At 62.0% G+C, this 13,699-nt stretch carries 16 protein-coding genes and 1 pseudogene; 8 read left to right on the top strand and 9 right to left on the bottom strand.

From position 1 onward, the window contains the following. Window positions 1-7: 7 nt before the first annotated feature. Window positions 8-970: a beta propeller repeat protein gene (locus EJB06_RS11885; RefSeq protein WP_126074228.1), complete on the top strand. Its 963-nt coding sequence runs from the start codon at window positions 8-10 to the stop codon at window positions 968-970. 7 nt (window positions 971-977) lie between these two features. Then, window positions 978-1,511: a hypothetical protein gene (locus EJB06_RS11880; protein WP_126074227.1), complete on the top strand. Its 534-nt coding sequence runs from the start codon at window positions 978-980 to the stop codon at window positions 1,509-1,511. A 160-nt stretch (window positions 1,512-1,671) separates the two neighbouring features. On the opposite strand, the pseudogene EJB06_RS11875 reads toward EJB06_RS11880, so the two are convergent. Continuing rightward, window positions 1,672-2,479, bottom strand: a pseudogene (locus EJB06_RS11875) (IS5 family transposase); the annotation flags it as partial. Between EJB06_RS11875 and EJB06_RS32500 the strand changes: the two are divergent. The 4 genes from EJB06_RS32500 to EJB06_RS11855 all read left to right on the top strand — a co-directional run bounded on the left by EJB06_RS32500 (window position 2,440) and on the right by EJB06_RS11855 (window position 5,861). Then, window positions 2,440-3,408 (top strand): hypothetical protein, encoded by a 969-nt coding sequence (locus EJB06_RS32500; RefSeq protein WP_126074226.1) that lies wholly within the window; start codon window positions 2,440-2,442, stop codon window positions 3,406-3,408. The pseudogene EJB06_RS11875 and the gene EJB06_RS32500 overlap by 40 nt on opposite strands. A gap of 67 nt (window positions 3,409-3,475) precedes the next feature. Further along, window positions 3,476-4,900, top strand: a complete 1,425-nt coding sequence (locus tag EJB06_RS11865) for a hypothetical protein (protein WP_126074225.1) — start codon at window positions 3,476-3,478, stop codon at window positions 4,898-4,900. Further along, a complete protein-coding gene (locus tag EJB06_RS11860; RefSeq protein WP_126074224.1) occupies window positions 4,897-5,301 on the top strand; it encodes a thioredoxin family protein in 405 nt (134 codons plus the stop codon). Before EJB06_RS11865 ends, EJB06_RS11860 begins: the two co-directional genes overlap by 4 nt. Before the next feature lie 80 nt (window positions 5,302-5,381). Then, on the top strand, window positions 5,382-5,861 hold the full coding sequence (locus tag EJB06_RS11855) for a DUF2177 family protein (RefSeq protein ID WP_126074223.1): 480 nt from the start codon (window positions 5,382-5,384) through the stop codon (window positions 5,859-5,861). Here the strand turns inward: EJB06_RS11855 and EJB06_RS11850 are convergent. The 4 genes from EJB06_RS11850 to EJB06_RS11835 form a co-directional block, all read right to left on the bottom strand. Continuing rightward, window positions 5,821-6,285 (bottom strand): CYTH domain-containing protein, encoded by a 465-nt coding sequence (locus EJB06_RS11850; protein ID WP_126074222.1) that lies wholly within the window; start codon window positions 6,283-6,285, stop codon window positions 5,821-5,823. The two genes, EJB06_RS11855 and EJB06_RS11850, sit on opposite strands and share 41 nt — an antisense overlap. A 2-nt stretch (window positions 6,286-6,287) precedes the next feature. After that, window positions 6,288-7,409 (bottom strand): M14 family metallopeptidase, encoded by a 1,122-nt coding sequence (locus EJB06_RS11845; protein WP_126074221.1) that lies wholly within the window; start codon window positions 7,407-7,409, stop codon window positions 6,288-6,290. 82 nt (window positions 7,410-7,491) lie between these two features. Further along, window positions 7,492-7,893 (bottom strand): hypothetical protein, encoded by a 402-nt coding sequence (locus EJB06_RS11840; RefSeq protein WP_229427035.1) that lies wholly within the window; start codon window positions 7,891-7,893, stop codon window positions 7,492-7,494. A gap of 116 nt (window positions 7,894-8,009) precedes the next feature. After that, a complete protein-coding gene (locus EJB06_RS11835) occupies window positions 8,010-8,327 on the bottom strand; it encodes a KGG domain-containing protein (RefSeq protein ID WP_126074220.1) in 318 nt (105 codons plus the stop codon). Between the two features lie 353 nt (window positions 8,328-8,680). On the opposite strand from EJB06_RS11835, the gene EJB06_RS31845 reads away from it, so the two are divergent. Further along, window positions 8,681-9,178, top strand: a complete 498-nt coding sequence (locus EJB06_RS31845) for a hypothetical protein (protein ID WP_164557900.1) — start codon at window positions 8,681-8,683, stop codon at window positions 9,176-9,178. Here EJB06_RS31845 and EJB06_RS11820 read toward each other — a convergent pair. From EJB06_RS11820 to EJB06_RS11805, 4 genes are read right to left on the bottom strand one after another with little or no spacing between them, the layout of a single operon-like run. Further along, window positions 9,175-10,482, bottom strand: a complete 1,308-nt coding sequence (locus EJB06_RS11820) for an NAD(P)/FAD-dependent oxidoreductase (RefSeq protein WP_126074217.1) — start codon at window positions 10,480-10,482, stop codon at window positions 9,175-9,177. The genes EJB06_RS31845 and EJB06_RS11820 overlap by 4 nt on opposite strands. Further along, entirely contained in the window at window positions 10,479-10,742 is a 264-nt protein-coding gene (locus EJB06_RS11815; protein WP_126074216.1) for a 2Fe-2S iron-sulfur cluster-binding protein, read from the bottom strand. Before EJB06_RS11815 ends, EJB06_RS11820 begins: the two co-directional genes overlap by 4 nt. Further along, on the bottom strand, window positions 10,732-11,868 hold the full coding sequence (locus EJB06_RS11810) for an NAD(P)/FAD-dependent oxidoreductase (RefSeq protein ID WP_126074215.1): 1,137 nt from the start codon (window positions 11,866-11,868) through the stop codon (window positions 10,732-10,734). Before EJB06_RS11810 ends, EJB06_RS11815 begins: the two co-directional genes overlap by 11 nt. A 3-nt stretch (window positions 11,869-11,871) precedes the next feature. Beyond that, a complete protein-coding gene (locus EJB06_RS11805; protein ID WP_126074214.1) occupies window positions 11,872-12,768 on the bottom strand; it encodes a dihydrodipicolinate synthase family protein in 897 nt (298 codons plus the stop codon). Between the two features lie 181 nt (window positions 12,769-12,949). Here EJB06_RS11805 and EJB06_RS11800 point away from each other — a divergent pair, with 181 nt between their 5' ends. Further along, on the top strand, window positions 12,950-13,696 hold the full coding sequence (locus EJB06_RS11800; protein ID WP_229427034.1) for an AraC family transcriptional regulator: 747 nt from the start codon (window positions 12,950-12,952) through the stop codon (window positions 13,694-13,696). Window positions 13,697-13,699: the final 3 nt, after the last annotated feature.

The following is a 13,699-nucleotide window of genomic DNA, read 5'->3' as shown; positions in this document are numbered from 1 at the left end:
AGAAAGAATGAACAGGAATTATCCAAACTCGGTTACCTTCGTTGCTGGTTGCGCAGTCGAAGCCGATTACATCTATGTTGCCTCGTACGGTGATAAATTCGATCCGCAGGAGTATGCCTTCAGCCGCATGTTTGCTTATGTGGGCAGGCTCGACGGAAACAAATGGTATCACCACGATATTGAAAGCAACATTGTTTCCGTCTGCGTGAAAAAGCCTGCCGGAACAGTTGGTCGTCGTCTTTGTGCTCTATCTAAAGAAGGTGAATTTGAGATTTTTTCGAACGGAGATGGTTCGATCATTTCAGAAAAAATACCAGAGGCCGGTCTTCGGTTGGGCTCGCGCGGTTACCTTTGCGCCATACGCGAAATTGGCAATGCAATTTTTGCGTGCGGCGCGAACGATCAAGTGTATCGCCGTGACGATGGCGTCTGGACATTGCTGACTTCGTCCCCGCTACAGATACGGACCACGTTCGGACTCGACTTCGGTATTTTAAGCAGCATTGATGGCAGCAGTGAGACTGATGTGTACACTTGCGGTTTGAGCGGTAAACTTTACCACTTCGATGGACATGCCTGGAAACAGTTGCCCTTGCCAACTGATGAACATCTGAATTGCGTACGCGTCATCAGCAAGGACGAGGTATGGATTTGTGGAAACAACGGAACTCTACTGAAAGGAAGCGCGCGTACGGGCTTCCAAAACATGAGCTCAATCGACGATAACTTTATTTTTTGGTCGCTAGCAAAATTTGGTGACTCGGTATATCTTGCCACATCCAATCAGGGCCTTTTTTACTTCGATGGAGCACGTATTCAGAGAGTGGTCACCGGCTTCAAGTCGGAGTTATGGACGTATCAAGTCGACGCAGTACATAACATGTTGTGGTCCTTCGGCCCGAAAGAGATTGCATGCTTTGACGGCATAACCTGGAAGCTAATCGATCATCCTGACAACCCCCCCACCTAAGAAAAAAATGACAAGAAAAAATACACTGGCGGATGATATTTGCGTGCACGTAGGCCGTTTTAATATTTTTGACTGGCTACAGAATGTAGGGGAGTACTTTGCCTTGCCACCAGACGAGTTAACCCCGACGCCTCCCCCCTTGACCGATCACTGTATCGAGATCCCAAAGGCAGGGCTCAGTTTAACGTTAAAACATCCCCATGCAGCTCATGTTACCGTCGCCGACCCGGACCGCTGGATACTCACTAGTGCCGAGTTTACTCCACCTTGGGCTGACGACAGCATCGGGCGAGGCGCACTGCCGTTTGGTTTATACCCCGTACAGGAAAGACCCGCTTCGATTGGTGGAAAATTAGGTAATCATCGAACAACAGAACTCGATGATCGCGACAATGCGAAAGGAGACCGGCGTCAATCCTATTTCCTTTCCAACGAGCTTGTCGTAGGAATTACGTGGGGCGAGGGTTTGGTCGGAGTCGAGCGAATGATCGTGACACGGCTCGGGCTTGCGCTGGACTTTAGGGAAACGCTGATCAATTGAGGATGTTTCAGCGCGAGCGGATCTTTCGACGGCACAGCTTCCCCGGCAATCGAAGGTAGGATTTTTGAGTACCTCGACAGCCGGTTTTCAGCGAATGATCCGATTTCTCTGGGCCATTCGGCGATAAGGACGCACATCGGGATTCAGTGATCGTAAATCGCCGGCATGCCAGCACCAAGTTGGCGAAGCCGAACAGCGTGAACAGCTGAGCAGTGTTCTTGCCCAAGCCGCGATAGCGCGTCTTCCGATGACGGAACAGGTTCTTAATGACATGGAACGGATGCTCAACTTTCGCGCGCACACTGGCTTTGAGATGTTCCAGTTTCTCTAGCATGCGACCAAGCTTGTTCTTTGGCAGCGCCTTGCGTTTGGAGCGCTTCATCGCGACATGCCAGGTCACCGATTTACCGTGATTTTCCGGACGCTTCTCGACGCCCTGTTAGCCCGCATCGCCCAGCGCTGCGGACTCGTCATCGTGCAACAGCGCGCCGGCTTGCGTGACGTCAGAGACGTTGCCGGCGGTGCCGATGAGCGTGTGAACGAGGCCCGACGCGGCATCAACGCCCGCGTGTGCTTTCATCCCGAAGTGCCAATTGTTACCCTTCTTCGACTGGTGCATTTCCGGATCGCGCCCGTCATCTTTGTTCTTCGTCGATGGTGGCGCCGCGTTCAGTGTGGCATCGACGATGGTCCCCTCGCGCATCATCAAATCTTTCTCGGCGAGATGACCATTGATGGTGTCGAAGATCTTCCTGGTCAATCCATTCGCCTCGAATGGCCTGGCTATCGTAAATCGCGTCTTCAATGCCTTCATCCGACAGTCCAAAGCATTGGTGTACTACGTACATGCGCAGCATGCGCGCAAGATAAATGGGCGGACGACCAGGGCCCTTGACCTTCGGATAGTACTTCCCTAAGGAATGCAAGCATGATGACCTATCAGGAATATGTGAAATTTTTTGCTGGATTTCTTATTGATGATTGCGCTGTTCGATCAAGAACGGCATTTTCGTTTGTCGCTGTGGAGCACATTTCCGATAGCGACTTGGGCAACAAGAGGCTAATCAATTACTTTATCGATAAGCCAGCCGGGAAAAACCTCGGGGCTTCAAAATATACCGGTTTCGCCGGAGTCAGACTTGCCGTGTCCAGCAAGCCCAAAGGGCAAGCAATCATCGTATCGCGAAATTGCGCCGTTGGCGTGCTCGGCGCAGGGGAAGACGCCAGGGAAGAACCCATACCATATGGCAGGCCTGATTCTCCGCTCTACACGACCATGCATGCGCTGGCGACCATCGACGGTCTCGTTTATGCGGTCGGAGGGTGGCGGGCAGTCTGTCGACGAGTGGGCAAAGACCAATGGGAAAGTATCGTCGACCGAACTTCTCTCCCTGTGCCGGAAAGAAATGAGTTTGGCAGCAATGACGATGGCTTTCATGCAATTGATGGGTTTGCCGCAAACGATATCTACTGTGGTGGCGGTCATAGCGATCTTTGGCGTTATGACGGGAAGCGATGGCATCGTTGCAACCTTCCAACGAATATGGTGTTGCACAATATATGCTGCGGTGGCGATGGCTATGTTTATCTTGGCATGCAAAATGGTTCGGTATTACGCGGGAGGGAAAATAGCTGGAGCCAGATTCACAAGGGCGAACTCTCCATTCCTTTCAAAGACATGGTCTGGTACGACAATAAAATCTGGTGCACTTCTGATTACGGGACATGGCTTATCGACAATGGCAAATTCTTACAAGACGATTTGCCCCCGGAGATAAAGTCGTGCTCGGGGAATCTGGCGGTGGGCGATGGGGTTCTGCTGCTAGCCGGAAGATATGGCGCAACAATGTATGATGGGCAATCGTGGACCTCGCTGATTCCGTCCCCCGACGAATGAAATTGACATCCGCAATAGCCTCGCTTTTTTCGCCTTGAGTAAAATGAATATGGTTCCGATTTGATTTATGAGCTCCACTTTTGAATTTCCAATTATCACTCCGCTGATTGTGCGGCACGCCTCCGATTCATCATTTTATTGGACTCAACTCGAAAAATCCTTAGCTTCGGTCACTTTTGACTTCAACCGGGTATCGCATTTTAATCGCCTGCTGGATGCCCATCTGGATGGACTTTTTTTAGCAAAAAAAGCCAGTTGGCCAATTGCTTTCAAAGCGCTCGAGCGTTGGAAAAAAGGTGGCGAGGCGTTTTCGGCAGCATACTGCGCCATTCAGAATGAAGCCCCGGATGAACTTGATCAGGTTCTCCGGATCATTACCCAGCGTCCTGAAGATCTGATTCGCGGCGTGGTCTCCGCATTTACGCGCGCGCCACAAGAATCCGTACTTCCGATAATCAAGCTTTGGTCGGGCATGCGCATGGGAGCAGTTGCACAAGTAGTCGCATTACGCGCAGCTAATCTTATTGGGAACCGTGGAATTTCAGCACTGGACAGTCCACTCGAAAACTACTTTGCTTCTGCATCGCCGTATGTTCGAGCGGCGGCATGCCGCCTCGCTGCGAATTTTTGCGATGGCAAAACGCATGTCAATAACCCATCTCAAGCAGCACGAAAGACAGGCGAAGCTAGCGGCATGCATCTGAGGGAAAGTCATGACGGCCTGTCGACGCTATTGCAGCAAGCAATAATGGATTCTGATCTGTGCGTGCGCGCCGAGGCTTCAATTGCATTGTCCAAGCATGGCGACAGGCAAAGATCTTTACCAATATTGCGAGAATGCATTGTTGCGCTTGACCTTACCTACTCGGAAGCAAGTGGCTGGAACCGAATGCAAATGGCTCGACGCCTAAAGCGATGGACCAGAGAGCTGGCGTGGCTAAGCCCCACTGGCGCTCTAGCGTCGGGCAAGCTGCTTTCAGTGTTATCGCCGCGAACGGCTCTAACGTTTGCGCTCTGTCAAGGCGACCTTGGGAATACGGCGTTTGTGGTGGCGCAAATGACTAACCCCACGGTCGATCGTTACGCAGGTTGGGTGTGGCAAGCTCTTACCGGTATCGACTTGGCTGCATCTGGATGGGTGTTGGAGGACAGCAGTTCATCTGCAGCTGAGGTTGGCGCACGCGTGACCGAGGGAACCCATGATGCTGAAAATGGATTACCTAAACCAGATCACGCTGCAGTTTCTGCCTATGAGATAGCGAAAGCACGTTATGCCGGCCAGGGAAAACGCGTATTACTCGGAAGCGAACTCAGCTTTGAGCGAGCTGTCGCTCTGCTTGAAACCGGGCCGCAAGCTGTTCGAATACTAGCAGCTCAGGTGGTGAATGAAACCCAGTCGGTCGTGCGATTTTCGGTCCGCGCTACCGCTCGGGAACAGCGGATCAGTATGGAGAGGATTCGCAGTTTCATTGCCGAAAAGGTATCCGCATGAACAATATTTTACTCGACCCATGGAGAGACGCAGCTGCTATCGCAACGAGCCTGAACGCTCCATCCGCGCATCTGACATTGGTCATCGGGGCGACCGGCTGGTGCGAAACCTGCCGCGCGCTTAAGCCGGTCTTCGACACTCTGGTTGCGGAACACGTCGGAAGCAACCATACGTGGCTCTGGCTCGACCTCGAAGACCACGCCGAGTTCCTGGGCGACTTCATTCCCGACAGCCTTCCCCTGCTGGTCTGTTACAAAGGCAGTCGCCTGACCCACGCCCTCGTTCCCAGCCATCTTACTCCGGCCGCCCTGGCTGACTTGCTCGCGCAGTCACCGCGCATCGAGCAAGATGGCCTGCCGGACATCCGCGCCCGCTTGATGGCGGCGGACTGGGCGACATAAGGACCGCGCGCCGTCCTGGCGCGCGGCGCCGGACACCGGAAACGCGTATGCTCGGCAGTCATCGATCCGACCGAGACACCATGCGCAAACTGCTGCTTCCCTACCTCATCCTGATCGCCGGCATGGTCCTGCTCGACGTGCTGTGGCTCGGTTTCATCGCCAGGGACCTCTACGACGACGGCATCGGCCACCTGATGGCCGCCGAGCCCCGCTTCGGGCCGGCAATCGCCTTTTATCTGCTCTACGCGGTCGGGCTGATGGTGTTCGCCCTGGCGCCGCACGGTGCGCGCCGCAGCCTGCGCGCCACGCTCGCGGCGGCCGGCCTGTTCGGCACGCTCGCCTACGCCACCTACGACCTGACCAACCTCGCCACCTTGCGCGACTGGCCGCTGAGCGTTGCCCTGATGGACATCGCCTGGGGCTGCATCGCCAGCACGCTCTCCGCGCTGGCCGCCAAACTGTGCATGGACCGGCTCGACCCGGCCCGGGGCGACCGTCCGCATCAGGACCAGACCGCCGTTACCACTGCGAATACGGCAGCCGGATCAGGCTCGAATTGAAATAGCGCCTGTCATGCGTGACCTCCTCGCCAATCCAGTCCGGCTTGTCGAACGCCTGGTCTTCCGACGCCAACTCGATCTCGGCAAACATCAGGCCCGCATTCGCACCGAGAAATTCATCGACTTCCCACACATTGCCCGCGAACGTAATGCGGCGCCGGTACTTCTCGATCAGCGGCTGCTGGCACAGGCGGTCGAGCAACTCGTTCGCATCGAGCAAGGGGAGCGGATATTCCCACTCCCCCCGCGTGGCGCCCTCGCTGCGGCCCTTGATGGTCAAGGTGCCCTGCCCGCCCTCGATCCGCACCCGCACCGTGCGCTCCGGATCGGTCGACAGATAGCCCTGGCGCAGCAGCACCGGCTCGCCCAGCGTGCGCCAGGCGTCGCCGGCGAGCAGGAACTTGCGCTCGATCTCGACGCCCACGGTCAGCCCAATGCGTTGAGGATCGGCTGCAGGATCGCCTTGCCCAGCTCGCTGCTGCGCGCGCCGTTCCAGCCCGTGTACGAATCGGGCAGGTCGGCATTGTCCTTGAACGGCATTTCCAGGGTCAGGGACAGGCATTTGAAGGTATGCCCGATGTACTTGGACGCCAGGGTCAGCATGTCTTCCTTGTACTTGCTGGCCGCATAGCCATGCACGTTCTGGAAGTCCGGGCTGGCCGCCATGTAGTTCTCGATGAAGGTCTTTTGCAACTCGGCGCGTTCCGGGGTGAAATCGTTCAGCATTTCGTTGCCGGCCACAAAGTTATACGGCAGCGCTTCGTCGCCATGGATGTCGAAGAACATATCGCAGCCGACCTCGTGGATCTTTTGCTTTACGCACAGCACTTCCGGGCTGCGCTCGAGCGAGGGCGTCATCCACTCGCGGTTCAGGTTGGCGCCCGAGGCGTTGGTGCGCAGGTTGCCGCGCACCGAGCCGTCCGGATTCATGTTCGGAACGATGTAGAAAACGGCGCTTTGCAGGAGCTTGCGCGAAATCGGATTGGCGTTGTCGAGCAGCGCGTCCATCATGCCTTCGACAAACCATTCCGCCATGGTCTCGCCCGGATGCTGGCGTGCGATGACCCAGATTTTCTTGGCGGCGGCGGGATTGCCGATCACCACCATGTTCATGTCGCGGCCGTCGACCGTGGTGCCGATATCGTGCACGCGCGCGATCGGGTTTTCGGCCACTTCGCCCAGCAGGCGCAGGTGGCGTTCCCACGAGTACGGCTCGAAGTAGGCGTAGTACACGCTGTCGAGTTCGGGCGTGTGGGTCACGGTCATGACCTGGCCGTCGAAGGTGGTCGGCACCCGGAACCAGTTTTCGGTATCGTAGCTGGCAGCGACCTGGTAGCCCTGGAAGCCGGCGGCATAGGTCGCCTGGCCGGCGTTCAGGAAGCGGATCGTGCAGGCCTGCCCGCGCGCGCCCTGCAGGCGGAAGTGGAACCACTGGTGGATGTCGGCGTGCGAGTCGGCGCGCAGGTTCAGGTCGATCTGGCTGGCTTGCTCGGCTTGCACGACGTCGATGGCGCCGGAATCGAAATGCTGGCTGATTTTGATGGGCATGGCAGTTCCTTGTCGTTCTCAAAGAAGAGCATCATACCGAAATGCCGCCCGCTTTGGGAGGCGGGCCGGAGCAAGGAGGCTCTTAGAAGCCGAGGTCCATCAGGTCGCCGCGATAGCCTTCCATCATCTGGCGCATCAATTCCACGTTGGCGCGGTCCAGGATCACCGTCAGCTTGGGGGCGCGGTCGAGTTCCATCGTCATGCGGATGGCGTCGTCGAACTGCTTGCATTGCACGCTCAGCACGCGCGGATTGACCACGTCATCCCAGTCTTCCTGGTAGATGCGCGGCAGGTTGGGCGGTGGCAGCAGGTCCGGATCCTGGTTCACCGGCAAATGCTGGAGCAGCCAGAACACGACCGACGCGGGAATGAAGACGCAGGCATCCTTGCCGCCTTCGAAGGAAAATTTCGCCAATAAAAGATTGCCGATAGGATCGCATGACAGGTACATGCTCTTGACTTGGCGGATGACTGCTTGTTTCACGACACTTCCTCGGGGTTGTTAAATTGGCGCAACAATTCTACCCCATCCGACAGGTTGCTTGTACGAATTGTCTTACAAGAACGGGGAGGCGCCGCTCCCCGTCCGGCATGCCCGGATCAGCGCGATTTATCGCCGCCCGCCTTGCTGCCGCTGCCCGCACTCTGCTTGTTGCCGCCCTCGTCCTTGCCGGCATCGCCCAGTGCGCCGCTGCGCGCCCCGCCCTGCGCCGCCTGGCGGTTGCCGTGGCTCATGCTGCCGGCGCGGCGGGCCTCTTCCGAGGTGAACTCGTGCGCCGTGCCTTTCTGGTGGGCCGCCTTGCCCCCCTCGCTGGCGATTTCGCGCTGGCGCTCGGGATCCATCGATGCGAATCCGCGATTGCTGGTGCCTTTGCCCGGACTGCCGCTTTGCTTGTTGCCCTGGTTGTTTGAAGCCATGGTCATCTCCCTTTAGCGAATGCCTCTGTCTGACCCCACCGGCTGCGCGCCGATGAGCGATCAAGCAAATCCATCTTAGCAGCGCGCAAGCTTGCGGCTATAGGACTGCATGCATGGACTTTGTAGGACAACAGGCTAGTTCCTACCGGTACTCCGACACCGGACCACTATTGGTCGTATTTACACAGGATTTGTCCTACACCGACTCGGACCGTGTTCCGATACAGCGGCTCGGAGCCGGCGCGCATGATCCCAATCCTGGCAACGCCGCTTACGGACTGGACGCTAACCCCGGCCCTCCGCAAGCGACGGGTGCCACCCTATGTTTGTCTCTACTCGGAAAGGAATCCATCATGAACTCGAACCAACGCAGCGAGGGGAACAATCAGTCCAGCAACGGCGCCAACGAGAAAACGGCATCGTCGTCGCGTGGCGGCACAGTCGAGAAAGACAATCTGAATCAATCGCAGCAATCGGGCACCCTGGGCGGGTCGCAGCAGTCCGACCGCCTGCCCGGCTCGCCGCAACCGGGCGGCCTGGGTGGATCGCAGCAGTCGGGCAACCTGAGCGACTCGCAGCAAGGTTCGCGCATCGGCCAGCAAAGCACGGACCGCAGCGGCTCGCAGACCGGCAACCAGCAGCAAGGCATGCCGGGGCAGCACCAGTCCAACGATGTCGCCGGCGGCTTGCCGAAAAGCCCGGGCGGCAAACGCCTCTCGGCCGACCAGGACATGGATGAGGACACCGGCCTGTCGAACCGCCAGAACCGCCAGTCGGCCGACCTGGACGAAGGCAGCCGCCAGTCGCAGCAAAGCAACGTGGGACGCCGCAGCGACGGCACGCCCGACTAACTAGTCCGCTGTTGCCTTGACTCGGGGTGGGCACGGGCGACCGTGTCCACCCTTTCCGTTCGGGCCAGCGCCAGGGTCGCTGCGCAAGCCGGGAACACCGGCTGGCGCAGGCCCGGCGCCTCCCATCCGTACAGGAAGGCGCAGGCCGATCCGCACACCCTGCCCTGGCACGGCCCCATGCCGGCCCGTGTTTGCAGCTTGGCGCTGCGCCAGCCGGCGTGCGGCGCCAGGTCGGCCGCCACCACATCCTCGCAGCGGCACACGATGGTCGACGCAGTGCACAGCCGGCGCAGCGACGGCAGGGGCGCAAACGCCTGCGCCAGCAGCGCGCCGAAGGCCTGCGCCTTGCCGCGCGAGCGCAGGTCGCGCGCGTGCGGCGCCAGGCCAACCGCATCGAGTCCCGCGATGCGTCCTTCCGCCAGCGCCTTGTCCACCCCGCCGATGCCTGTCGATTCGCCCGCCGCCCACACGCCGGGCGCGCTGCTGCGCTGCGCGGCGTCGACCGCGACCCTGCCCTGCTCCACCACGCAGCCGAACAGCGCCGCCAGTTCCAGCGAGGGCACCAGGCCGAAGCCGCAGGCCAGGAAGTCGCAGTCGACGGCCTGCTCGCGTCCACGGTGGCGCAGCAGCACGCGCTCCAGGCGTCCGCGTCCCTCGGCCGCCAGCAGCGCCGCGCCACGCAGGTAAGGCACGCCGCGCAGGCGCGCCGCCATCTGTACGGACTGCAGCAGCTTACCGCGATGCGACAGCGCCAGCCGCGCGCCGAAGCGCGCCAGGTCGGCGCTGGCGCGATGCTCGGCCACGGCCACCACCTCGCCGCCATGCTCGCACACCGTGGCCGCCACCGCCAGCAGCAGCGGCCCGGTACCGGCCACCAGCACGCGCTTGCCGGCCAGCGGCATGCCGCCCTTGACCAGGGCCTGCAAGCCGCCGGCGCCGGTCACCCCGGGCAAGGTCCAGCCGGGGAAGGGCAGCAGCAGTTCGCGCGCGCCGCTGCACACGATCACCTTGTTCCAGGGCTGGGCCAGTGCGCCGTCCGCCGTTTCCAGCAGCAGCGCCTGCGGCCCGGCCGGCGCCACCACGCGCGCGCCGGCCATGAAGCTCACATGCGGACGCGCGCGCAGCGCATCCCACAGGGCCGCGGCGCGGGCGTCGCGCCAGCGCTGCGGACCGCCGCGCCAGATCTGTCCACCCGGGGCCCCGTTCTCGTCGACCAGCAGCACCGCCTGGCCCGAGGCGGACGCCGCCTCCGCAGCGGCCAGCCCCGCCGGACCGGCGCCGAGCACGATCAGCGGCGCGTTCATGCCGCGTCTCCCGCGCCGGTGGCGATCCGCATGCCGTCGCGGCACGCCGTGCGGCACGCCAGCTGGTGCGGCCGGCCGTCGATGACGACCCGGCATTCCTGGCAGTAGCCCATGCCGCACAAGGCAAAGCGCGCCTCCCCGCGCACCGAGCGGCGCGTGCACAGCGTCCCGGCCAGCGCCAGCGCCGCGATCACGCTCGCGCCCGCAGGCACCGCCAGCGCACGGCCGTCGACCTGCACTACAATCTCGTCAAGCGCCATCGCGCACCTCCGCCAGCGCCGCAAAGCGCGCCGGCGCGTACGGCGTCGCGTCGATCTCGCTGGCGCGCCCGACGATCTGGTCCGCCAGCAGGCGCGCGCTGGCAAACGCCGTCGTCACGCCCAATCCTTCATGGCCGCAGGCCAGCCAGGCGCCCGCGCGTCCGGGATGGGCGCCGATCAGCGGCCGTCCGTCGGGCGAAGCCGGGCGCATGCCGGTCCAGGCGCGCACGATCCGCATCCCGGCCAGGCAAGGCAGCAAGCCGATGGCGCTGCGCAGCACCGCGCCCAGCACCGCCGGCTCGATGGCGCTGTCGCTGCGGCCATCCTGGCGGCACGAACCCACCAGCCACTGGCCGGTGGGGCGCGGCTGCACATTGGCCGCCACCGCCAGGGCGTCCTCGCCGGCGGCGCTCTGGCCGTAATTCATGCTCACGATCTGGTGCGACAAGGTCCCCGGATAGCGGTCGGTAATCGCCAGGTGGCCCTTGCGCGCAAAGACAGGCAGCTCCGGCATCAGCTGCGCGCACTGTACTCCGGCCGCCACCACCAGCGCCGGCGCCTCCAGGCGCGCGCCATCGTCGAGCATCAGCGCGCCGTTCAGGACAGCGGCCGCGCGCCGGCCCAGGTGCAGGCTGCCGCCGCTGCGCCCGAACTGCTCGCACAAGGACTGCGCCACCGCCGGCGGATACACCACGCTGTCGCCGCGCACGCGCACGCCGCCGCACAGGCCGCGCCGCAGCGCCGGTTCGAGCCGCGCCACCTGCCCGCCATCGAGGGCCTCGGCGTGCCACCCGTGCGCCGACAGGCGTTCGGCGCGCTGGCGCGCTTCGGCCAGCTGATGCTCGTCCTCCGCCACCCACAGGGTGCCGCAGCGCGAGGGTTCGCCCACGCCCGGATGGTCCTGCATGAAGGCGTCCCACAGCTTCAGCGACAGCAGGCACAGCGCCAGTTCGTCGGCGCTCTCGTCGAGCGCCACCAGGTGGCCCATGCCGGCCGCAGTGACGCCCGCGCCCGGGGTGGCGGCGTCGACCAGCGCCACCGTCATGCCCTCGTCGCGCAGCGCCAGCGCGCAGGCCGCGCCGACGATGCCGGCGCCGACCACGATCGCATCGTATGCGCGCGCCACGCGTCAGCCGAAGCGCGGCAGTTGCGGACGCGTTTCCATCGCCGCGCGGATGATGCGCTCGGCACGCGCGCGCTGTTCGCCTTCGAGCGGCAGGCGCGGCGCGCGTACGCGCTCGGTCGAACCGATCGCCAGCGCCTCGGCCAGTTTGATGTTCTGCACCAGATAGGTCGACACGTCCAGGTCGAGCAGGGGACGGAACCAGCGGTAGATCGCCAGCGCCTCGGCCTGGCGCCCTTCCTGCATCAGGCGGAAGATGGCCACAGTCTCCTTGGGGAAGGCCAGCACCAGCCCCGCCACCCAGCCCACCGCACCCACGGCCAGCGCTTCGAAGGCCAGGTTGTCGACGCCGGTGAACAGGTCGTAGCGCTGGCCCAGGCGGTTGATGATTTCGGTCGTGCGGCGGATATCGTCGGACGACTCCTTGACCGCCACGAAGCGCGCATCGTCGGCCAGTTCTTCCAGCATGTCGGTGGTCACGTCGACCCGGTAGGCGAGCCGGTTCGAGTAGATCATGATCGGCAGGTCGCCCGCCGCCGCGACGGCGCGCAGGGTGACGATGGTTTCGCGGTGGTTGCTGTGATAGATCGTGCTCGGCACCACCATCAGGCCGTCGGCGCCGGCCTTGGCGGCCTTTTCGGCCAGCGCGCAGGCTTCGCGGGTGCCGGCTTCGGCCACCGTCAGCAGGGCCGGTTTGCCGCCCGTGACCTGCTTGGCCAGGCGCAGCACGGCGATGCGCTCGTCGTGCGTGAGCATCGGGCCTTCGCCCAGCGAGCCGCAGGCGATCAGGCCGTCGCAGCCGGCCTCCATCTGCAGCGCAAAACAGCGCTCCATTTCGCCCATGTCGAGCGAACCGTCTTCATTGAACTTGGTCGATACAGCGGGAATCACACCTTGCCACATAAGGGTACCTTGCTTTCTCCGGCGCGCCGGTCGGTTTTGGAAGCCGTCAGATTAGTCCTGTCAAGGGTCGCGGTCTTGATCGATGGTCGAGCGTGAAAAGGCTCAAATCGGCACAATGTTTTCGGGCCCGCCGATTTATACTACCGCATTGCGACCGATCTGGAGATTACCCCGAATGGACATGAGTGCGCTGTTTTGCGCGGCCCCGCCGATCCGCGCGGTGCAACTGGCCTCGCTCGAGGCATTGTTCGACGCCCTCACCGACCTGGTGTTTTTCGTGAAGGACCGCGAGGGGCGCTACCTGACCGTCAACAACGCGCTGGTGCGGCGCTGCGGCCTGCGCAGCAAGGACCAGCTGATCGGGCGCACCGCGCTCGAAGTCTATCCGCCGCTGCTGGCCCAGACCTACCTGGCGCAGGACCGCCACGTGATCGACAGCGGCACGGCCCTGAAAAAACACCTGGAACTGCACCTGTATCCGAGCCGCGCGCGCGGCTGGTGCCTGACCCACAAGACGCCCCTGCGCGATGAAAACGGCGTCATCGTCGGCCTGGCCGGCACCTCGCAGGACCTGGGCCTGGCCGACGAACTGCATCCGGTCTACCGCAAGATCGCCGACATCGCCGCCCACATCCGCGCCAACTACCACGCCAATGTCAGCATGGAAGAACTGGCCAGCAATGCCGGCCTGTCGCTCTCGCGCGTCGAGCGCCTGTTCCAGCGCGTGTTCCACTACTCGCCGCGCCAGCTGCTGCTGCAGTCGCGCCTGGGCGCGGCCATGTCGCTGATCGAATCCGGCAGCAAGAACAGCATCGCCCAGATCGCGTATGCCTGCGGCTACACCGACCACAGCGCGTTCAGCCGCCAGTTCAAGGCCCACACAGGGATGAGCCCGGTCCAGTACCGCGCGCATTGCCGCGGGGAATAGTTG

Origin of the sequence: Massilia atriviolacea (assembly GCF_003953935.1) — a bacterium.
Taxonomy (GTDB): domain Bacteria; phylum Pseudomonadota; class Gammaproteobacteria; order Burkholderiales; family Burkholderiaceae_D; genus Telluria_A; species Telluria_A atriviolacea.
Note: the sequence above shows the minus strand (reverse complement) of the source record. Positions and strands in the feature narration are given on the sequence as shown.